Below are 21,312 nucleotides of genomic sequence, written 5' to 3' on the forward strand. Positions count from 1 at the left end.
TTAACTTTTTTTAGACACAATTAAATTTTCACTCTTATGAAAACGAAAAACACGCTTCTTATCGCAGCCTTGACTGGCTTGCTTTTATCAGGTTCAGCATTGACAGTTAATGCACAAACCAACATCGCAACTGAAAAAACGGAAACGGTTTCTAACAAACTGACTGTTCTTCAGATCAAACCAATGCAATTCCGCGTTTCATATAATAATCCAACTTCAAAAAACGTAGCCGTTCGTATTTTGGATACTGATAAAAATGTTCTTTTCTCAGAAAGCAAACGCGTTGATAACAGCTATTTGAAATATTTTGATTTATCGACCTTGATGGATGGTACTTACACATTCGAAATCACGGACGGTAAAGAGAAGGCTACTCAATCATTTGATATTCTGACTACAACCAGCCGCGTTGTTTCTTCTATCAACTAACAACAAAGCGCTTCTCAGATTTCGACCCTCCAAGGTCAGGCCGTAGTAAAACTACATGCGGCTTGCCTCCCAAACTTTGTAAAATGCCGGTTCCTATGCGGGGACCGGTATTTGTTTTATAGCACTGTTCAAAATCTCTGCAATGTGCTTCACCTGAACATTGCTTTTGCTCCGTTTCAAAATGCCTTCCAAATGTAAAAGGCAGCTCATATCAGATCCGGTAATGTATTCTGCATGATGACGAATGTGGTCCGAAACGCGGTCCTTACCCATTTTTACAGAAACTGCTTCTTCGCTCACACAAAAAGTCCCGCCGAACCCGCAGCATTCATCTGCCCTGTCCAGGTTAACCAATTCCAATCCTTTGACATTTTTCAACAGCGAAACAGGTTTCGAAAATGGTGCCGCATTCAGCTCCGACATTTGCGATAGATGCAACCCGCGCTGTCCATGGCATCCCTGGTGCAATCCTACACGATGCGGAAACTCGGCTTCAATGAAATCAACTTTCAAAACATCGACGATGAATTCCACCAGCTCGTAAACTTTTTTGCGCAATACTTTGGACTCATCGGGCTTTTCCTCCACTTTCAAATGATCCTTAATGTGCAGAACACAACTTCCCGACGGCGATACAACATAATCACAATCAGCGAATTGATTGAAAAACAGACGGTCGCAATCCTTTGTTAAGTGTTCAAAGCCTGAGTTGGCCATCGGTTGACCGCAGCAGGTCTGGCTCAGCGGAAATGTTACGGTACAACCCAGCTTTTCGAGCAGTTCGAGGGTTGCTATGCCTACCTGTGGATAAAACTGGTCGACATAACAGGGAATAAACAATCCGATTTTCAAATCCGAGTAATTCATTTTACCAAAATTCAATGGTGGCAAGTATTGGGTAGTGGTCCGAAACCTGCGGGTAATTTCTGATTACCTTATAATTCCTGATCCTTACTTTATTATTCAGCAAAGCGAAAATATAGTCGAGCCGGTCTCCGGGCAGTCCTTCGTTCCAGGTTTCGAGATGCGATCCCTGGGCGGCGTCCTGCCAGTTTTTCCGGAATGAAAAGTAGGGCTGCTCATTCGGCCTTGCGCCCATATCCATGCCCAGTAACACCGGCTGAATGCTGTTTACGAGCATTTGGTTAATGTAAGCTGCCTGCAAAGCCCTGTCCATCACCGAAGCATATTCCAACCTTGCATTACAAAACCGGAAAGTGAGCCCTCTGGCAGGCTTTACTAACCCGCACAACAGCACTTTCGGATCTGCCCCTTCCGTTTTCGGGAGGTTGATGATCTGCGTTTTTTCAAATTCCCAGGTTGATAAGATGCCCACACCCTGCGAGCCATTTGCAGATCTGTCCGCTTCTCCGTACACATAATGCATCCCGGTTTGCACGGCAATTTGCCGGAGCTGGAATTGCACTTTTCCGTCACCGACCAGACTATCAACCGCTTGCAATGCGATGAGGTCAGGCTTATGCTCGTTAATGATCCTCAGTATGTCTCTCAGGTTAGACTCCTCAGCCCGGTTCAGCCCGTGGCGGATGTTGAAACTCATCACTTTGATCTCCACCGCTTTACGTGGCCGGGAAGAAAGCAATGTACAAGACAAACTGGCAATTAGTAATAGATAAATTAATTTACTCAAACCTTTTTAGAACGCTAAGTCACAGATCTTTTCATTATTCTTTGAGGGCAAATATTTTATCCATTAACACCCATTTTTCGCCTGGTTTGGCGGATGGCAGGGCCTTTTGATATTTCCACATGAGTTGTTCCCATTCCTGGACCTGCGCATTTGCCGCGTCCATCTGGGCTTTATTCTCAAAACTAAAATCGTCTTCTGTCTCCATGATCATAAAAAGCCGTTCGCCGATGCGGTAGATCTCCATTTGGGTGATTCCCGCATCCAGAATGCTCTTTTCAATTTCCGGTCTGGCTTTTTTGTGATATTGCTCGTACTCAGCAATCATAACCGGATCGTTCACCAGATCCACCGCTAGACAGTATTTTTTCATTTTGTCAATTATATATCAAGACTGTAAAATTCCACCGCATTTTTACCCATCACCTTTTGCAATTCCGAATCGGAAAACATGCTGAGATAATCCGTTAATATGCCCTTAGCACCTTCATACTCAGCTGCAACCAGGCAAACAGGCCAATCAGAACCGTATAAAAGCCGGTCTGTTCCGAATGCTTCGAAAACCACATCGAGATAGGGCCTGAAATCTGCCTTTTCCCAGTTTTTCCAATCGCCTTCAGTTACCATTCCGGAAACTTTGCAGCTTACATTGGAAAGCTCTGCGAGGTTTCGGATATCCGTTGCCCAGGGTTGCATTTCACCATTCTTTATCAACGGCTTGGCAATGTGATCAAGGACGAAATGTACATTTGGCAGCTTTACAGCAAAATTGAACGCTTCTTTTAATTGATCCTGACGAATCAGAATATCATATGTAAAGTTAAATGCAACCAGCTGACCAACGCCTTTGATGAATGCAGGTTGCAGCATAAATCCTTCCGCTTCGCCCTGCACAACATGCCTGAACCCCCTCAGTTTCTCAAACTGCGAGTATTTTTCAAGTTGGTCGTACAGGTCTGACGCTTGCAGATCAACCCAGCCAACAACACCTTTTACAAAATCATTGGCCTCGGCAAGCTGCAACAGGAAATCCGTCTCCGACCTGGATTGCGAAGCTTGAACGGCCACACAACCATCAACACGGTTCTCTTTTAAAACTGGTTTCAAGTCCTCAGGCAAAAAGTTTTTCCGGATAACCTGCATTTCGGGCATGATCCACGAATCACGCTCCTGATCGAATATCCAAAAATGCTGATGAGAATCGATTACCATATCAAAGTGGTTTCCAGGCAATAGCTTCCTGTTTTTGTGCGCCCAGTTTTTCAATGCCCAGTTCAACCACATCTCCTGCTTTGAGATACATTTGAGGTTTCATGCCCAAACCTACTCCTGCCGGCGTTCCGGTTGTGATCATATCTCCCGGAAGCAATGTCATGAACTGGCTTAGGTAACTGATCAAAAATGGGATCTGGAAGATCATGTCAGACGTGTTGCTATCCTGGATCTTCTTTCCGTTCAATGTTAACCAAAGGTTCAGGTCATTGGCATTTCCAACTTCGTCGGCTGTAACCAAATATGGCCCCAAAGGCGCAAAAGTGTCATTGCTTTTTCCCTTAACCCATTGTCCGCCACGCTCTAACTGATACTCCCGTTCGGAATAATCATTGTGAATTGCATAGCCCGCCACATAACTCAATGCGTCCGCTTCTTCGATGTAGCTTGCTTTTTTTCCAATGATCACGGCCAACTCGACTTCCCAGTCTGTTTTTTGTGAATTTCTTGGAATAATTACCTGATCATTTGGCCCGCAAAGCGCAGAAGTTGCTTTAAAAAATATGATCGGCTCCTTCGGCAATTCCGTCGCTCCGGACTCGTAAGCATGTTTGGCATAGTTCATTCCAATGCATATGATCTTGGAAGGACGCGCTACGCAGGAACCGTATCTGAAACCTTCCGCCACCTCAGGGCTGGTAGCAGCATTGGTAATCAGCCATTCGGAAAGGCGGTTCAGGCCATTTGTCGCAAAAAATTTCTCGTTGAAATCTTCACCAAATGCAGACACATCCAGTTTTTTACCGTCGGGAAGTTCTACACCCGGTTTCTCCTGCTCAAAAGCACCAAATCGAAAAAGTTTCATATTGAAATGTCAGCTTCCGGCATCCCGCCATCTGCTTTTTTGGTTTAGTTATTTAATTTTTCAAATCCGCCGTCGATCAGATAATCGCAGCCTGTGATAAACCCTGCCTCGTCTGAGCAGAGATATAATGCCAATGCACCGATTTCTTCCGGCTTGGCCATTCTGCCGATGGGCTGAGTTTTGGAAAGTTTTTCAAACATTTCCTCTTCTTTTCCCGGATAATTTTTTGATATAAACCCGTCCACAAACGGCGTATGCACACGTGCAGGGGAAATGCTGTTGCAACGAATGCCGTCTCCCAGGTAATCGCGGGCTACGGATAATGTCATAGAATAGACCGCGCCTTTGGCCGTGGAATAAGCAAAACGGTCCGGAATCCCGACAGTGGCCGCAATAGACGCCATGTTCAAAATCACGCCGCCGCCATTGTTTTTCAAATGCGGAATGGCTGCCATCAGGCAATTATAAACGCCTTTTACATTGACGTTAATGACCCTGTCAAAATCAATTTCAGATGTATTATCAGCCTTTCCAATGTGGGCAATGCCGGCATTATTGACCAGAATATTAATGGTATGGTTAGCTGCAATGGCATTGATGACATTCACCACATCGGCTTGTTTTGAGATATCGACGACATGCGCTTCTGCTTGTCCGCCGTCCGCAACGATCTGGTTTACAACATGATTAGCTAACTCTGAATTGAGTTCAAGAATATGGACAAATGCGCCCTGTTTCGCGAAGGTTTGAGAGATAGCAAGGCCAATTCCGCTTGCCCCTCCTGTTACCAATGCTGTTTTCCCACTTAAATCAAACATGAATTTTTTTATTGTTATTGAAACAAAAGAGCCGATTATCTGGCCTTTACTCAGATTCAATTAATTGCCGAGGGGCTTAAGCCCCCGGCAATTAAGAAAAATTAAAATCATAATGAAACTCCTCTCTTCCAGGGAATGAAATCATCCTGCCCCAATTGCTGTGCTTTGGTCAATTCGCCGCTAGCGACGCGGATGACATATTCCAGCAATGCTTCTGCATTTTGTTCTAAGCTTTGGGTGCCGTCAACTACTGGCCCGCAATCGAAATCGATCACGTCTGGCATGCGGTTGGCTAATGTTGTGTTTGTCGCCACCTTGGCAACCGGACAGATCGGGTTTCCAGTTGGCGTTCCCAGTCCGGTTGTGAAAAGGATAATGTTGGCGCCTGCGGCTGTTTGGCCGGTCGTTGCTTCCACATCATTACCAGGCGTACAAACGAGTTGCAGCCCTGATTCCGTGGCTCTTTCGGTGTAGTTAAGCACGTCCGAAATGTATGCGTTACCGCCTTTGCGCGCTGCTCCTGCGGATTTGATCGCGTCCGTGATCAACCCGTCTTTTATATTACCTGGCGAAGGGTTAAATGCGAAAGCCGAACCCACAGCCTCTGCCTTACCCGCATAATCCCGCATTAATTTCTCAAATTTTGCAGCCTTTTCTTCCGTAACGCAACGGTTAAGAAGCTCTTGCTCAACCCCGTTCAGTTCGGGAAATTCTGCTAACAATGTTTGCCCGCCTAACCCAACAACAATATCAGATAAGTGGCCGAGCACCGGATTCGCCGATATCCCAGAAAATCCATCTGAGCCGCCGCATTTAAGTCCCACGGAAAGTTTAGACAAAGGCGCATCGCTTCTTTCGAACTCATTGATTTTGGCAACACCCATAAATGTTTCTTTTATGGCGCCCGACATTAAGGAATATTCTGTCCCTTTCTGATGCTCGAATGCGAAGAATGGTTTGTTGAAATTCGGATCGCGTTTTTTGATCTCGTCTTCCAATGTTTTCAGTTCCGAATTCTGGCAACCCAGGCTCAAAACCGTGATGCCGGCCACATTAGGATGCACGGCATATGCAGCAAACAGCGCACAAAGCGTGTTGGCATCTGCTCGTGTTCCGCCACAGCCGCCTTCATGCGTCAGAAATTTAACACCATCTACATTCTTGAACGGCCGTTCCTGTTTTTTTCTGACCGGCTCACGCTCGGTGAACGCTTCCATGCTTTTGATAGTGCGCAAATCGCCGTTTTGATATAAATGCAGGAAATCCCTGACATGCTCTCTGTAAATATCTGTCTGCGCATATCCAAGCTCGCGCTCGAACGCATCTTTCATAATCAGCACATTGCGGTTTTCGCAAAAAACCAATGGCACTACAAGCCAGTAATTATATGTGCCTACGCGGCCATCCTCCCGGTGATATCCTCTGAAAGTCCGGCCCTCCCACTTGCTTACATCCGGCTGAACGTAAGAATACGGCTGGCGGTTGGCCGTGCTGTAATCCTGCGAATCGTGTTTAAGATTAAATGTCGTGATCGGCTCGCCCTTCTTGATAGGCTGCGATGCCCGACCGACCAACACGCCATACATAATGATAGCGCCACCGGTTTCAATGTCCTCTGTTACAAACTTATGCTTGGCCGAAACGCCGTAAGGCAGCGAATAATGACTGCCCGCCCACGCCACGTCGGCATTTACGGGCAGATCGCGCAACGCAACGATCACATTATCAGAAGGATGTATTTTTAAAAGCTGTGACGCCATAGTCTGCTCTAAATTGGTTTAAAATCTCAGGGTAGCTTAAATAGAATTTATCAACAAATGAACTGAAATATTTCAATACAATGCATCGTAATAGTAGCAAAATTTTCAACTATATTGGCATATATTTCCTCTTAATAGATTCTTTTTGTAATTATTTGTGAAACCGCAATTACTGAAAGTCCCCAAAGGCCTGCAAAAATCGTTCAGTATCCGGCGCGATGTTGTCCTTTACTTTTATAACCGCTGGCATTATCATCCCGAAATAGAGCTTATCCACATTGAGCAAGGTTCCGGCACGCAGTTCGTGGGCGACAACATTCAAAATTTTCAAAGCGGCGACCTCCTTTTAATAGGCCCTAACCTGCCCCATTACTGGCGCTGCGATGAAAAATATTTCCAGCGCGAAAGTCAGTTGTATGCACAGGCGACGGTTGTTCACTTTTCCCTGGACCTTTTTGGCAACGCATTTCTCGACCTTCCTGAAAACAAGGCCATTCGCGAATTACTGCTCAAAGCAAGGTTTGGGATGAAACTATTGGGAGAAGGGACTGAAAATGTAAAAAAGCTTTTGCAGGAATTGCTGGACCAAAAAAGCGGAAATGCTGTGATTTCCCTTTTACAAATCCTTGAAAACCTGGCACATTGTGCAGAAATGAAAACTTTGTCGCACACACATTATCAGGAGGAATATGACCAATTTGACACGGATCGCATCAATCAGATCTATCAGTATTCGATCAGCAATTTTCAGAAGAAGATTTCCATCGAGGAGATTTCGGAAATAGCCAACATTAGCCCGCATTCATTTTGCCGCTATTTCAAAAGCCGGAGCCGGAAAACTTATTCCCAGTTTTTACTCGAATTAAGGATTGGGCATGCTTGTAAACTGCTGTCTGAAACCAAGTTGCCCGTTGCGCAGATCTGTTATGAAAGCGGATTTAACAACTTCGCCAATTTCAATAAATATTTCAAAATCCACACCGGCAAGAGTCCTTTGGGTTATCAAAAGGAATTCCGCAAAATCGCCGTCCACCTGCCAAATCTGGAAGTTACCCTATGAAAATCAACATTGTCAACATTTTCGAAAAAACCATTTCCGAAGCGCAGCTCCACATTACAGATGGATTTATCAAGGATATCAACATTACCGGTCCTGAAAATCCAGCGTTGCCCTACGCCTTGCCCGGTTTCACTGACGCGCACGTACATATAGAGAGTTCCATGTTAACGCCTGCACAATTTGCGCGGCTCGCGGTTGTGCACGGAACAGTTTCTACGGTTTCGGATCCCCACGAAATCGGCAATGTGCTGGGAATGGAAGGCGTGGAATTCATGATCAATGATGGCAAACGCGTGCCGTTCAAATTCTGTTTCGGTGCCCCTTCCTGCGTTCCGGCAACCATTTTTGAAACGGCAGGAGCTATCATTGATGCGGATCAGGTGGGACAGTTGCTGGCGAGTGATGATATCGGCTATTTGGCTGAGGTCATGAATTTCCCGGGTGTGATCAGTGAAGACCCGGATATGATGGCAAAAATCACTTGGGCTAAACATTATAATAAGGTGATCGATGGCCACGCGCCTGGCTTGCGCGGTGAAGCTGCCAAAAAATACGCTTCCCACGGCATTTCTACTGATCATGAATGCTTTACATATGATGAGGCCAAGGAAAAAATCGGCTATGGAGTTAAGATTCTTATCCGCGAAGGAAGTGCTGCAAGGAATTTTGACGCCCTGATCCCACTCATTGCGGAATTTCCGGAAAAGATCATGTTTTGTTCCGATGACAAGCATCCCGATAGCCTGGTGCTGGGACATATTAATGCACTGGTAAAAAGAGCATTAGCATTGAACTATGACATTTGGGACATTCTGCTGGCAGCCTGTGTTAACCCCGTTTTGCATTATAGCTTGCCCGTCGGCCTGCTTCGAAAAAATGATCCCGCAGACTTCATCATTGTCGATAATCTGAACGCGTTAAATGTGCTGGAAACCTGGATTAATGGGAGTTTGGTAGCCAAAAATGCTGTTTCTCTGATCCCTGACTTGCGCAGCGCACATCCCAATCAGTTTGTGTGCAAGCCGAAAACAGCCTCGGATTTTGTTTGTAAAAATGAAAAAAAAGAGCACTCGAAAGTAAGGGTAATCGAAGCTTTGGAAGGTCAACTGATTACCAATGAAATCATTACGGACGCAGAGCGGCATGGTGACGTAATTTTGACTGATCCTGATGATGATGTACTAAAAATAACCGTGATCAACCGTTACGAAAATGCACCGCCGGCAGTTGCTTTTATTAAGAATTTCGGGTTGAAGCAGGGAGCAATTGCCTCGTCGGTTGGGCACGATTCCCATAACATTATAAGTGTTGGTTGTGATGATGAAAGTATAGCGATGGCCGTGAATATGATCATTGAAGCGAAAGGCGGAATTTCAGCAGTCGGAAATAAAAAAAAGCATTTGATCCCGCTTCCGATTGCAGGCATAATGACGGATGCAGATGGTTATGAAGTTGCTGCAACTTACACACTGCTCGACAACTTTGTGAAGGAAGAGTTGCAATCCACGCTTCAGTCGCCGTTTATGACCTTATCATTCATGGCATTGCTGGTGATCCCATCCTTGAAATTGAGCGATAAAGGACTTTTTGACGGAGAAAATTTCAATTTTATTCCATTAAGTCTTTAAATGGTAACATATTTAACGAAATGGTAACATTAACCTTTGAAATATAATTTTCTGGCGAAAATATTTTTTTAATACGTTTTTTTATAAATATATTTACAAGTGTAATAATGACCCTTATTATCTATATCAATTCCTAACCCCAATCAAAATCCTTTCCAAACAATGGCTCACCTACGCTACAAGCAAGAAGAAGAACTCTGTTTTTGGGATCAGTTCAGAAAAGGCGATGAAAATGCTTATGCATGCCTGTACCGCTCTTACGTTCACATTCTTTACCAGTATTGCTCACAGTTTACGATTGACAAACCACTAATTAAGGACTGCATCCACGACTTGTTCGTAGAACTCTGGAGAAACCGAATGACGCTGGGTGACACCACTTCCGTTCGGTTTTATCTTATGGCGTCTATCAAGAGAAAGTTGGTGCGCCACTTGAATGCACAACAAAAGCATACAAGCAATGAAGATATTCCGGTGGAATACTGGCATATCAACACGCCTTCCCACGAAAACCATCTGATTTCCGAGGAAGAATTTGAATCGACCAACCAACACCTTAACGTAGCGATCAACGGGCTCCCACGCCGTCAGCGCGAGGCCATCTTTTTAAAATTTTACATGAATTTGAATAACCACGAAATTGCAGATTTGATGAAAATCAACATTCAGTCTGTTTATAACCTGGTTTTTGGTGCGTTGGGCAACCTTAAAAAGCAAATGACGCTGGACAGGTTAACCTTCTGAAAATAACTTACTTCCATCTGGAACGAGAAAGCGTGGCGAACTAAGCCACGCTTTTTTTGTTAGTTATTCAAATCATTAACAAACTGAAATAATACCATTTGAATGTCGCTGATAACCACGCCTCTTGCTGAACGCCTCCGACCCAGAACATTGGATGATTTTGTGGGACAGGAAAAGCTTTTAGGCCCTAATGGCCCATTGCGCAGGGCTATTTTACAGAACACAATCCCTTCCATGATCTTCTGGGGACCACCCGGAGTTGGAAAAACCACATTGGCACTGCTTATTGCGGAAACCACAAAAAGACAATTTTATAACCTGAGTGCAATTAGTTCCGGCGTGAAGGACCTGCGGGAAGTTTTAGCGCGGCCATCCGGTTTGTTTCCGGCCATTTTGTTTATCGATGAGATTCACCGCTACAACAAAAGCCAGCAGGACGCATTACTGGGAGCAGTTGAAAAAGGACAGGTAACATTGATCGGGGCGACGACCGAAAACCCTTCATTTGAGATCAACTCGGCACTTTTGTCACGCAGCCAAATTTATATCCTGGAAGCTTTTGGTGAAAAAGAGCTGAAAGAACTGATTGAAAGGGCACTAACAAAAGACCAGTTTCTTAAAGAAAAAAACGTAACATTCACTTCCTATGATGCCTTAATGCGCCTCTCAGGCGGTGACGGACGCAAATTGCTCAATCTGCTGGAACTGGTTATTTTAGGAAAAGGCCAGGAAAAAGACATTGTTATTACAGATGAATGGGTTACCGAGGTTGCGCAACAGAACATTGCCCGTTACGATAAATCCGGTGAGCAGCATTACGATATTATTTCCGCTTTCATCAAATCCCTGCGCGGGAGCGATCCGAATGGGGCGGTTTACTGGATGGCGCGTATGATCGTGGCGGGTGAAGATCCTTCATTTATAGCTCGCAGAATGTTGATCATGGCATCGGAAGATATCGGGAATGCCAACCCTACTGCAATGATCATGGCCAATGCCTGCATGCAGGCGGTTAACGTCATTGGCTATCCCGAGTGCCGCATTATCCTTTCACAAGTGGCTATTTATCTGGCAACTTCGCCAAAAAGCAATGCGAGTTATATGGCCATTGGTGACGCGATTGAGCTGGCCAAAAATACGGCCCATCTGCCCGTTCCGCTGCATTTACGCAATGCGCCTACCAAGCTGATGAAGCAGATTGGCTATGGAAAAGAATACAAATATTCGCATGATTTTGAAGGGAATTTTGCCAAGCAAAACTTTATGCCGGATGAACTGAAAGGGAAAAAAGTTTTTGATCCCGGCCTTAATGCAAGGGAAGAAGAAATCCGGAAAAAGCTACAAAACTGGTGGGGTGACTGGTATGGTTACTGATCTTTGTTTTTCAGTTTTTCCTCGAATTTTGAAAATGACAAATCAGGGGCCTTATCCATTTTCGGAGGTTTATTCCACTCTTTTGTCAATTTTTTTGCCATTTTATCAAGGTTTTCATCGGTCTCTTTTTCCTGGACATACTTGGCGTCTTCAGACATTGGTTTGTTCTTTTTCATGGGTTGAGCGTCCGGAAAGCACGTATTAAAACGACAGATTTAATAAATTACGCAAAGATGCTTTTGATAGGTCAAATATCAGAAACATTGCTAAACTTTATAAGCAAAAATTAACCTAAATGCCCCTAAAAGCTTTAATGATGACCAGTAACACTATGATTCCCGAGAGTATTCCCTTGATCGAGCGCCAATTACTCATCAACCAATGCAAAATACTATCGATAATCAGCGATGAAAAGGAAAGGGAGATCAATGAGAAGCGGATTGAAATTCTGGAAAAAGGCTACACTGGCCTTTACCCCAAAGTGTTCAATTCGCTGTATGAGGAGGTGCCGATCAGCGTTTATACCGAAATTTCCAACATTATGAAAATGTATGGGCAAATCAATGAGTCGATAAAGCTGTTGTCCAATGAAGAAAAAGAACTGCTGGACCTTGCTAGAATCGACTTCGAAGGTTTTGACCAGGACAGCGGCATGCATTACTATATGATGTCCTATCTTGTTGACAGAATGGATCAGCATGGTGAATACAAAGGCCGGCAACTCAAAGCACACAGCAGTTCATGCATGATCAAGTATAATAAAATGCTTTCTGTGTATGCAAACTATGACAACAATGCGAGTAGCCACTTTACCCTAACCGATTTACAGTGCTTCATAGATGCCGTTTTGGACACGCAGGAGTAGATTTCAGACAATTTTTGATAAAGAGAAACCCTAAAAGGCTGAAATAAAAATTATTTACTTCGAAACCCTATAAAAAATGTTATTTCTTAAATAAAAAACAATGTTTTAAATAAAGAATTCGTTAAATTTGTTACTGATAGCCAGGAAACTGCCTATCAAATAACGTTGAGTAAAATCAGACATCCCGAATACGCTGTATTTGGGATGTTTTTTTATGTGAGGTCCAAAACAAAAAAATGCACAGATAACTGTGCATTGTATATGTGGTGTTAATCTAAATACAAACTGGGCCTGGATTGGCTATCAGTGCAGTTCCATCTTTCTAAGCCTGGAAGCATTGCGTTTTAGAAACATCGTATCGCCTACTCCAAAACGCTCGCGATCCGGCGATTTTCTTAACTCGGTAATCAGCCACACACCACAAAGGGCAGCGCCCATTAGCACCAGGATGAACAGGTATGGTCCGATTGCGTATATACTTTGAAGTAGCTGCGTCATAATTTCCAGTAGTTAGTCAGGTTTCTGTGTCTTGACTAAGAATGGAAAAACAATCGTACCAGAAGCGCTTCACGCATGAAGCATTGTATAGCGCCTGTTTTACAGCAAACGTGTAGAATTGCAGGCAGTTAACTGTTGAAAAGTGTGGAATATCAACCGCTAAAATCAGCTCTTCAACACACTCTCTTCTTTCAGATGACCCAGATAATCGCGGAATTCATACCCAGTCATTTCGGTAATCTTTTTTGAAAAAAGCTTGTGCTTTTTGTCCGGTTCCAATTGTGATAGTGCATCCGTAATGAGGAATGTAAGGATCGGGTTCCACCGGTTCAATGTACTTTCAAATGTGATCTCGGGGTCGCTCAATTCCTTGCTTATGAAATGCAGCCCTTTGTCTTCGGCCAGTAATTTCAGGACTTTTAAATAGACCTGTTGATTTTCATCATACTCCGGCCTTTTCCCAATCCCTTCGTATTGAAACAGAAAATCCTGGATCTTGTAAAGGTTCTGCATTGTTGACTCCTGATCTGCCATGATTGTATTTTTAGAAAACCGTGTTTAAATACTACCGATTAAAACCATGCCTTATCCGGGCGCATTATCAGATCACTGCATTCACGACTTTCGTGTCACAACCCACAACGGAGTTATTCACATAGCCAACGCTTATACCTGAAACCTTCGTAGCTTTTCGGGAAGGGAGCGGTGTTTTAATGGTCACGATTTTGGAAGTGATCACCGCCTGCGTGTCAGACAGATATTTGAATTCAACTTCGATGTTCTTAATAGTTGTCGGTGAATTGTTCTCAATAACCATGCTGTGAATCGCGATTCCACCAACGGAGTGCCACTCATTTTCAAGGATTTTGATTTTTCCTATCAATTTGTCCTTGTTCTGGGAACTGACTGAGCTAAGCGAATCCGCCTGGCTGATCACTTCCGTTTTGGATTGAACAACAGGTTTCTCTTTAAGGAAATCAAATTGTTTGTAGTAATAAAGGATATAAATGAATGCGCAAACAGGAACTATGGCGCTGACCCATTTTAAAAAGGGAATAAAGTACTTCTTGAACTTGGCTTTTTTGCCTCTTCTTCCTGCCATATATGTATTGTTATTGTTCTTGGTATATTTTGAGATGCTGTTAAACGCAAATATACCGATACGCAGTTGCAAATTTATTCTTGTCGTTTTTTTTTGACGCGATAGAGTCATAAACAAAAACAAACCGCTGGTTCTGGCCAGCGGTTTGTATGTGTATCGTGTTGAACAGGACTATTGTCTCACAAATTTGTGTGCAGATATCGTACCATTAATATGGATCACCTGGACAACATAAGAGCCGGAGCTCAGGTTACGGGTGCTAATGCCTGTGCTTAATGCATTTGACGCTTCAAACACCGTCTTACCAAGCGCATTAACGACTTTCACCTGCTTTATTTTAGACCAGTCGGCCAAGTTCAGGTTTAAATTTTCAGCATTGCGAACCGGATTGGGATACAGGAATGCTGTGCTGGCGAATTTCAGGTTTTCAATGTGGCTGTATGCGAATGTTTCATCCAAATCAACCATTTTCAATCTGTAAAGATTTTGGCCTTCCAGCGGCTGGGTATCTTTAAAATCATAAAAACGTTGCGACACACTTTCTCGGTTTGATTTCACCGATCCGATCTTATCCCATTGCTTACCGTTCTGGCTGCGTTCAATGTCAAAACGATCACTATTTGTTTCGGAAGCCGTTGACCACGAAAGCAAAGCGGTAGGGCCTTCGGACGAAGCCTTGAAGCTAACCAGCGTAACCGGCAATGTTGGTTCGATAATAATTTTGAAAGTGGTAACCGCGGTTTGTCCTAATGCATTTCTGGCTTCCACGTCGAAAAAGTATATGCCGGTTTGGTTATCATTAGCGTTGCCTTGCAATGCGCCTCCGGTTGTCAGCGAAAATGTATTCGGCAATGTTCCTGCGGTAGTTCTGCCTGTCACCAACGTCACATCCTTCAACGAGTAAGTATAATCGCCGGGCGTTCCACAAGCGATACTGAAACCTGGTTGTGCAGGATTGGAAGGAAAGTCAGGGTCCAGTGCGTATGCCACTGCGGTTGTCAAATTAACATCTACGTTATCGTTTGTATCATACACCAGAAGGTCCCCTCCTGTGAATGTCACTGGCGGACGAGAGGCTACTTCATGCACCTGGATACCGGTGAACGCACTAACCCCTGCGAATGTGCGAGACCTGATTTCTATTCTATCATAAGCAGATCCGGGCACAAACGAAACTCTTGCAATGCCACTCGACGTGAACAATCCCAGCAGCTCAACATCAAGCAGAAGCTGCCTTACACTTTGCGGAGATCCGATCGGGTCATTGCCCAGGTAAGCCTGAATCGTAACGTTTGCGATCAAATCCACATTCGCAAGTGCACCTGGACGCGACACGAAAGCAATCACTTCATTTGACCCTGGTGCGGTTTTCCCCAAATAGATATTTTCATAAACGCTTGATGCAACGGCAACTGTACCATTCTGCAACAGAGAAAAATTGCCAGCAGTCAAATCACCATCAATCGCTCTCTGCGGATTTTGCAAGGCGTCTGTCAGCGTAATGGCAATTCCGGAAGCTTTTGGATCTCTCCCTACAAATGCGAAGGGAACTGCTTGGCATGGTGTAAGGGCCGAATTTTCATAGACCACTCCGTGCTCAAACGACATACTAACAGAAGCCAAAGTAGCAGTCAAAAGACTGGTTGAGTTAGCAAAATCGATTTCAACAGTGACTGCCAAAAATGCTTCGTCCGATGTAACCGCTAAGAATAAGTTACCGCCAGCGTCGCGTACCATCTCCGTTGTAGCGTCTCCGGCATTCGTAGTCACATCAATGATATTATTTTCCAACAACCCAAGTACATTGGCAATAGGATCCAACGAAAGGGAAATACCGGAAATTACCGGATCTGTAATTCTTATATATGCCTTCTTGCCCGCTGCGATACTATTAGGAAAAGTCAGTGTTACGGATGCATCACTTGTCCGGTTAATAAATGATACTATTATCCCGGACGCAGATATAGTGGTAGAATTCCCATCAGGCACACCTTCCATATTGTCAGGATCTCCGGCTGTTGCCGGTGCAAACAACACCGGATTAGCATCAGACGTCGCACTGCTCACATACTCCTGCGCAGAGACGCTCTGGACGAGCAAAACAAAAATCATTATGAAACCTAAGGTCGAACGGGAACCTTTCATGGCTAGCTCTTTAATTAGCTGATGGATAGAGATTTTCATGATATTAAAATTTAGATAGTTATAGTGAACCGTTATGTAAAATAAAGGACGTTGGTACGCTATGAGAATAGCAGGCGACAGCCTTTTGGCCGTCGAATCCGGAACTCTTTTATCTTATTGTGGAGACTTCCCGGCAATCGCCGGAAGTGGGTATCAGTGAACTGTTATTATATTAATTCGAAGACGTAGATTTATTTCATTAAATGGTTTTAAGTTGATAGATTTATTAAGCAATAACGACCAAATTCTTAGTAACATTTAATCGTGAAAAGCACAACATTACCTTGACTAAATAGTAGTTATTTGCAAATGTATCTATAAATAACCCAAAAAATACCCGCATAATGTTACTATGAAACTACCCCCTAATTATAGCGGATGTAGAATTAATTTTATCCACAGAATTATTATGTTACTTATTGCTAAATTGCCAAACCATTAGTTATAAAGTGGCTTTTGGACTCAAAGAGAATAGATTTGTGGACTTGAATGGTTTATCGTAGAACACCCTCCTACTTGATGTTTCGACAAATAAACACGCTGTGATTTCTCATTTTATGGAAAATAGGTTTACGAAGACGAAGGAGCAATCAAACTACGTTTTGAGCGACTCTAAAAATATTTCTATGAACGTAGTTTTAGTAGACGAACTCGTACTTTTAACGGATGCGCTACAATGCGTTTTACGGCACATGCCAGAGGTAAATGCTGTTATAAGTTATCCGGATGGAAAGGAATTTCTGGCTGATAAATCTGCCTGCCCGCCTGGCATTCTGATTATGGACTGGGCGATCAATGGAATGAGCGGACTGGAACTGTTGGACCTGTCGCGTAACGCTATGCCGAAGGAGATGAAGATCATTATACTGTCAACTGTTACCGATGTACAGACGATCAAGCATGCTATCAGAAGAGGGGCGAACGGCTTCCTGCCGAAGTCGGCACCGCTGGAAGAATTGAAGGAAGCTATCCTAATGATTATTGCCGGAAAACAGTACATTGGAAAAGGAATCCGCGACAACCTGATCAACAGTGTTTTCACGGACGAGCAGGTGGTCCTGCATCTTTCACCAAGGGAAAAAGAGGTTCTGCAAAAAGTTTGCAGCGGCCGCACCATTAAGGAAATCGCTTACGACCTGAAACTGAGCGCTCATACAGTACAATATTACCATCGGAGCGTGATGGAAAAGCTTAAAGTGAAACGGACGACAGACCTTATCGTCTACGCCATGCAACACGGACTTTATATTCCGGAAATGAAATGACCGGCACGCAGATCACGTGCCGGCTATTACTTACATCTGATTATCAGCTTGTTACTGGTTAAACTTCCCATAAAAGTCGGGCAAAGGGTTGAGCGCCGTATTTTTGCGCTGATGCCAATAAGGATATATGGGTGATTTGTCACTTGCTGCGTCGAGTTTTTTGACCTGGTCCAGATTCAGGTTCCAGCCTACCGCACCCAGATTCTGTTTAAGCTGCTCCTCATTCCGGGCCCCGATAACAACATTGCTGACAGTAGGTCTCTGCAACAGCCAGTTAAGTGCAACTTGCGCAACAGTCTTCCCTGTTTCAGCAGCCACTTCGTCCAGCACATCGATCAGATTAAAAAAGAACTCTTCCGGAATTTCCGGCCCTTCTCCGCCGCCCTGTGCAATACGGCCATCTGACGGGATCGGCTGGTTTCGTCTGTATTTCCCACCCAGTCTGCCTGCCGATAACGGGCTCCATACGATTGTACCAATTTTCTGATCGACACCCAATGGCATCAATTCCCACTCAAATTCACGGCTGATCAACGAATAATGTGCCTGGTGCGCAATGTATTTGGACCAGCCATACTTTTCCGAAACTGAAAGCGATTTCATCAGATGCCATCCCGAAAAATTGGAGCAGGCAATATATCGTACCTTACCTGCTGTTATCAGGTCATTCAATGCGCTAAGTGTCTCTTCAACAGGCGTATTGCCATCAAAACCGTGCATATGGTAAATGTCAACATAATCTGTTTTGAGTCGGCGCAGGCTTTCTTCGCAGGACTTCACGAGATGGAAGCGGGAAGAGCCGTAGTCGTTAGGGCCGGAACCCATCTTGAAAGTGGCTTTGGTTGAAAGGATGATCTTGTCACGTAACCCAATGATCGCCTTTCCCAGGATCTCTTCGGACAAGCCTTGGGAATAAACATTGGCTGTGTCGAAAAACGTTATTCCTGCATCCATACACAGATTAACGAGCCGTGCTGCTTCGTCTGTCTGCGTGTTGCCCCACGCTTTAAAAAAGTCGCCGCCGCCACCGAATGTACCAGTTCCGAAACTCAGCACCGGAACTTTCAACCCGGACGCGCCCAATTGTCTGTACTCCATATCTGTAAGGTCAGTTTGTTTAGTTTGAATCTTTGATCTAATAGCAGCAAAATTTACGAGAAAACAGCCAAAAAAAGATGGCGTCCAGATTGAACGCCATCTTTTTCGCTTAATTGATCCCTATATCAGCTCAATGTCGAGCAGAATTCTTTTAAAAACTTTCCCGGTCGTTTCAAAAATGCCTTTAAACGCACCCAGGAAAACACACAAGGGAAAAATTACGGGCAGATATATAAACCACCTCAAAGCCATTAGTTGATTAAATCTTTTCATAACCACACCCTTTCAACGTTGCGTAACAATCATTCACAATAGAAGCAATTACACATACAAGATAAAATTAGTCCTACAATAAGTCAAGTTGCCTGAGAATATTAGCTGACATTTTTATTCCGGAATATTTGCTCCTTTATCGTCCTTGTCCCTGTTTTTCCGTTTCTTGTCCTTTTTGCTTGATTTTTCCTGCATTTGCTCATCCGGTTTTGCAGTGTTTAAGGTGCTGCCTGTTCCCGTGCTTGAACTGGTTTCAGACGACTGGCTTGTAGTGGATTGGGCAGTGCCTTGTGACGTTGTTTGCTTTGTTGAATCCGGTGTGGTTGCTGCAGCGGTTCCAGTTGCCTGCGGCCACGCCGATGTTCCTCCCGCGCTATTGCCCTGAGGCTGCGTTCCGCTTGTGTTTGGATTTGTATTTTGTGATTGACCGGTATTTTCACTGGTTCCAGTTCCCTGCATCTTGCTGTTCTTCCCTGTAGTATCCATCGCTGGCGACTGCCGGGTTGCCCCCGCTGTCCCGGTGCTCTGCGGCCATGCAGAAGTGCCTCCTGCGCTGCTTCCCTGCGACTGTGTTGTGTCCTTCGTTGTCGTACTCGACGGCTTCGAATCCTGGTTTGTCGTTTGCGCGTAGACAGTGCCGCATAATGTCAGCATCAGTAAGCCTACACTCATTTTTAGCTTTTTCATGTTATTGATTTTGTTGATGAAATTCATTTTCAGGCAACATATCAATAACTGTTCCAGCAACGCTTATAACCACGCAATTACAGCTAACTCACCTGACGTATAGTAAGCTCCGCCGTTCAACCACCGTTCTTCTGGTATCTTTGTTTAAAAATTTGGATTTCAATTTTGTAATGCGGAAATATTCCGGCGCAGCTAGCAAATCTGCTTTCACACCTGCTTTGAGAAGGCTGTCGGCGAGCTCAGGAGATGTGTAAATGTAGCAAGGAGCCTGGGTCATAAATGCATCGAGTTCCCGGCCGTCGTGCATAATCTTCACATCGCCCGGTGCGTAAAATTCGAGCGAATAAGAAAACGATTTATAGGCCGCGACCGGAGGCTTGGGGTCATTGGCCCAAATCATTTTGGCCGCACTTCTTCCTGACTGATATTGAAGCAGGAAAGGATAGAAGAACAAAAACAGGAAAAGGTAAATGATGGCTGCCATAGCATATCCGTGGTACAAAATCCGCTGTAATGGGTTCTGAAAGCGGATAATGTTCACGATCGCTACGATCAAACAAGTTAAGCCCGTTGCAAGCCACTCGTTTTTCAGGCCCGTAAAATAAAGCAGGACGATCACTGCGATAGCGGCGACAAAAACCAAAACCTGCTGCACTCTTGCCAAAATATATAATTTGACATGCGCCGATTTTTGATATAAAAAATACCCGGTAATGATCGAAAAATAGGGAAACAGGATAACAATGTAATGCGGGAGCTGAAACCGCGACAACGAGAACAATATGAATGTCAGCAATGTGCTGCCGTAAATAATCCAGCGCACCGGCATCCTGTTTGTATCAAAACGTATTAAATAGACGATCCCGCTAACCAAACCGATTGACCAGGGAAGAAAAGCCCACAATGTTGTGTGCATGAAAAAAGTTGGATTCCCGCTTCCCTTAATCGGTCCGGTATTGAAAAAGCGCCCGAACTGGCTGTCCCAGAAGAAGAATTTCAGGCCCGAAACGCCGGTTTTACCAAAAACGATTTTTTCCGGATGAAGATCAAATTGTGCGTAAAGGCTGTATAATTCGGGGGTTATGAAAAGGAAACAAAGTATGAGCATTGCCCACCACCGGTAATTTATAAATTGCTGCCACTGTGCAGTGAAAATCCAGAAAAGCACCCAGCCTCCACCAATCGTAAGCAATACAAAAATGCCTTTCGTCATGATCGCACAAGCCGCAAAAAGTGCTGCGGCAACAATGTGGATCCCGCCCTTCTTTTGATAAACACCTAGCATATGCCATACCGCGGCAATAATGCAAGTAGTGAGATAAGGTTCCGCACGAACGTCAAAGTTTGCTAATGTGCTATGTAAAGCAACAGCTGAGATCAAAACCGAAATCCTTGCAACCGTAACATTGAAAAGGTCCCGGGCCGTCAGGAAAGTGTAATAAAGCCCCAGTAACCAGAACAGAAACGCGGGAAGCTTGTAAGCGAAACTGGTTATCCCAAAAACTTTGTAGCTGATCGCAGCCATCCAGAAAGGGAAATGCGGCTTATCGAGCCAGTCATGGCCGTCGCCCCATAAGTTAACCCAGTCGCGGTGCTGTACAATGTGCTTGGCAATGGTTGCGTAAAGTGCGCCGTCGGGTTCGATGATTTCGAGCCACAGTCCTGGAACATTCAGTGCAATGCCAATGATCAGTAACCAGGGAAAATAACGTTGCAGTACAGGCTCAACATCACGCATAAGTGTAATTTTTCAGACCAGGAACTTCCTGCGTTTCGGGAGAAAGTTGCAAACATACAAAACG

At 44.3% G+C, this 21,312-nt stretch carries 23 protein-coding genes; 7 read left to right on the forward strand and 16 right to left on the reverse strand.

Going from position 1 to position 21,312, the window contains the following annotated elements:
* Nucleotides 1-36: 36 nt before the first annotated feature.
* Entirely contained in the window at nucleotides 37-429 is a 393-nt protein-coding gene (locus tag B5X68_RS14295; protein WP_082215443.1) for a T9SS type A sorting domain-containing protein, read from the forward strand.
* Nucleotides 430-522: 93 nt separating this feature from the next.
* Here B5X68_RS14295 and B5X68_RS14300 read toward each other — a convergent pair whose 3' ends face one another.
* From B5X68_RS14300 to B5X68_RS14330, 7 genes are all read right to left on the reverse strand, one after another.
* A complete protein-coding gene (locus B5X68_RS14300) occupies nucleotides 523-1,296 on the reverse strand; it encodes a (Fe-S)-binding protein (protein ID WP_082215444.1) in 774 nt (257 codons plus the stop codon).
* Between the two features lies 1 nt (nucleotide 1,297).
* A complete protein-coding gene (locus B5X68_RS14305; protein ID WP_229208420.1) occupies nucleotides 1,298-2,080 on the reverse strand; it encodes an endonuclease/exonuclease/phosphatase family protein in 783 nt (260 codons plus the stop codon).
* A gap of 34 nt (nucleotides 2,081-2,114) precedes the next feature.
* Complete coding sequence (locus B5X68_RS14310) at nucleotides 2,115-2,450, reverse strand: L-rhamnose mutarotase (RefSeq protein WP_082215445.1); 336 nt, start codon at nucleotides 2,448-2,450, stop codon at nucleotides 2,115-2,117.
* A gap of 8 nt (nucleotides 2,451-2,458) precedes the next feature.
* Complete coding sequence (locus B5X68_RS14315) at nucleotides 2,459-3,289, reverse strand: amidohydrolase family protein (protein WP_082215446.1); 831 nt, start codon at nucleotides 3,287-3,289, stop codon at nucleotides 2,459-2,461.
* A 1-nt stretch (nucleotide 3,290) separates the two neighbouring features.
* Entirely contained in the window at nucleotides 3,291-4,154 is an 864-nt protein-coding gene (locus tag B5X68_RS14320) for a fumarylacetoacetate hydrolase family protein (protein WP_082215447.1), read from the reverse strand.
* A gap of 44 nt (nucleotides 4,155-4,198) precedes the next feature.
* Nucleotides 4,199-4,972, reverse strand: a complete 774-nt coding sequence (locus B5X68_RS14325) for an SDR family NAD(P)-dependent oxidoreductase (protein ID WP_082215746.1) — start codon at nucleotides 4,970-4,972, stop codon at nucleotides 4,199-4,201.
* Nucleotides 4,973-5,079: 107 nt separating this feature from the next.
* Nucleotides 5,080-6,732: a UxaA family hydrolase gene (locus B5X68_RS14330; protein WP_082215448.1), complete on the reverse strand. Its 1,653-nt coding sequence runs from the start codon at nucleotides 6,730-6,732 to the stop codon at nucleotides 5,080-5,082.
* 157 nt (nucleotides 6,733-6,889) lie between these two features.
* On the opposite strand from B5X68_RS14330, the gene B5X68_RS14335 reads away from it, so the two are divergent.
* The 4 genes from B5X68_RS14335 (at nucleotide 6,890) to B5X68_RS14350 (ending at nucleotide 11,538) form a co-directional block, all read left to right on the forward strand.
* Nucleotides 6,890-7,792, forward strand: a complete 903-nt coding sequence (locus B5X68_RS14335; protein WP_082215449.1) for an AraC family transcriptional regulator — start codon at nucleotides 6,890-6,892, stop codon at nucleotides 7,790-7,792.
* Complete coding sequence (gene ade / locus B5X68_RS14340) at nucleotides 7,789-9,420, forward strand: adenine deaminase (protein ID WP_082215450.1); 1,632 nt, start codon at nucleotides 7,789-7,791, stop codon at nucleotides 9,418-9,420. Before B5X68_RS14335 ends, ade begins: the two co-directional genes overlap by 4 nt.
* Before the next feature lie 162 nt (nucleotides 9,421-9,582).
* Entirely contained in the window at nucleotides 9,583-10,164 is a 582-nt protein-coding gene (locus B5X68_RS14345) for an RNA polymerase sigma factor (protein ID WP_015815162.1), read from the forward strand.
* Nucleotides 10,165-10,266: 102 nt separating this feature from the next.
* The gene (locus tag B5X68_RS14350; RefSeq protein WP_082215451.1) at nucleotides 10,267-11,538 is read left to right on the forward strand and encodes a replication-associated recombination protein A; all 1,272 of its coding nucleotides are present in this window, start codon (nucleotides 10,267-10,269) and stop codon (nucleotides 11,536-11,538) included.
* Here B5X68_RS14350 and B5X68_RS14355 read toward each other — a convergent pair.
* On the reverse strand, nucleotides 11,532-11,714 hold the full coding sequence (locus tag B5X68_RS14355) for a hypothetical protein (protein WP_082215452.1): 183 nt from the start codon (nucleotides 11,712-11,714) through the stop codon (nucleotides 11,532-11,534). The genes B5X68_RS14350 and B5X68_RS14355 overlap by 7 nt on opposite strands.
* A gap of 119 nt (nucleotides 11,715-11,833) precedes the next feature.
* Here B5X68_RS14355 and B5X68_RS14360 point away from each other — a divergent pair, with 119 nt between their 5' ends.
* Complete coding sequence (locus B5X68_RS14360) at nucleotides 11,834-12,403, forward strand: YfbU family protein (protein ID WP_229208421.1); 570 nt, start codon at nucleotides 11,834-11,836, stop codon at nucleotides 12,401-12,403.
* Between the two features lie 303 nt (nucleotides 12,404-12,706).
* Here B5X68_RS14360 and B5X68_RS14365 read toward each other — a convergent pair whose 3' ends face one another.
* The 4 genes from B5X68_RS14365 to B5X68_RS14380 all read right to left on the reverse strand — a co-directional run bounded on the left by B5X68_RS14365 (nucleotide 12,707) and on the right by B5X68_RS14380 (nucleotide 16,187).
* Nucleotides 12,707-12,901 (reverse strand): hypothetical protein, encoded by a 195-nt coding sequence (locus B5X68_RS14365; RefSeq protein ID WP_082215454.1) that lies wholly within the window; start codon nucleotides 12,899-12,901, stop codon nucleotides 12,707-12,709.
* A 165-nt stretch (nucleotides 12,902-13,066) separates the two neighbouring features.
* Nucleotides 13,067-13,435 carry a hypothetical protein gene (locus tag B5X68_RS14370; protein ID WP_082215455.1) on the reverse strand — a complete coding sequence of 123 codons (369 nt, stop codon included), beginning with the start codon at nucleotides 13,433-13,435 and terminating at the stop codon, nucleotides 13,067-13,069.
* Nucleotides 13,436-13,502: 67 nt separating this feature from the next.
* Complete coding sequence (locus B5X68_RS14375; protein ID WP_082215747.1) at nucleotides 13,503-14,003, reverse strand: hypothetical protein; 501 nt, start codon at nucleotides 14,001-14,003, stop codon at nucleotides 13,503-13,505.
* Nucleotides 14,004-14,174: 171 nt separating this feature from the next.
* On the reverse strand, nucleotides 14,175-16,187 hold the full coding sequence (locus B5X68_RS14380; protein WP_082215456.1) for a T9SS type A sorting domain-containing protein: 2,013 nt from the start codon (nucleotides 16,185-16,187) through the stop codon (nucleotides 14,175-14,177).
* A 626-nt stretch (nucleotides 16,188-16,813) separates the two neighbouring features.
* On the opposite strand from B5X68_RS14380, the gene B5X68_RS14385 reads away from it, so the two are divergent.
* Entirely contained in the window at nucleotides 16,814-17,452 is a 639-nt protein-coding gene (locus tag B5X68_RS14385; RefSeq protein WP_082215748.1) for a response regulator transcription factor, read from the forward strand.
* Nucleotides 17,453-17,503: 51 nt separating this feature from the next.
* Here B5X68_RS14385 and B5X68_RS14390 read toward each other — a convergent pair whose 3' ends face one another.
* The 4 genes from B5X68_RS14390 to B5X68_RS14400 form a co-directional block, all read right to left on the reverse strand.
* A complete protein-coding gene (locus tag B5X68_RS14390; RefSeq protein WP_082215457.1) occupies nucleotides 17,504-18,550 on the reverse strand; it encodes an aldo/keto reductase in 1,047 nt (348 codons plus the stop codon).
* A 120-nt stretch (nucleotides 18,551-18,670) separates the two neighbouring features.
* Nucleotides 18,671-18,823: a hypothetical protein gene (locus B5X68_RS28925; RefSeq protein WP_170916652.1), complete on the reverse strand. Its 153-nt coding sequence runs from the start codon at nucleotides 18,821-18,823 to the stop codon at nucleotides 18,671-18,673.
* A gap of 114 nt (nucleotides 18,824-18,937) precedes the next feature.
* Nucleotides 18,938-19,510: a hypothetical protein gene (locus B5X68_RS14395; protein ID WP_141110307.1), complete on the reverse strand. Its 573-nt coding sequence runs from the start codon at nucleotides 19,508-19,510 to the stop codon at nucleotides 18,938-18,940.
* Nucleotides 19,511-19,598: 88 nt separating this feature from the next.
* Complete coding sequence (locus tag B5X68_RS14400) at nucleotides 19,599-21,248, reverse strand: ArnT family glycosyltransferase (protein WP_082215459.1); 1,650 nt, start codon at nucleotides 21,246-21,248, stop codon at nucleotides 19,599-19,601.
* Nucleotides 21,249-21,312 lie beyond the last annotated feature (64 nt).

The organism is Dyadobacter psychrophilus (assembly GCF_900167945.1).
Taxonomy (GTDB): Bacteria; Bacteroidota; Bacteroidia; order Cytophagales; family Spirosomataceae; genus Dyadobacter; species Dyadobacter psychrophilus.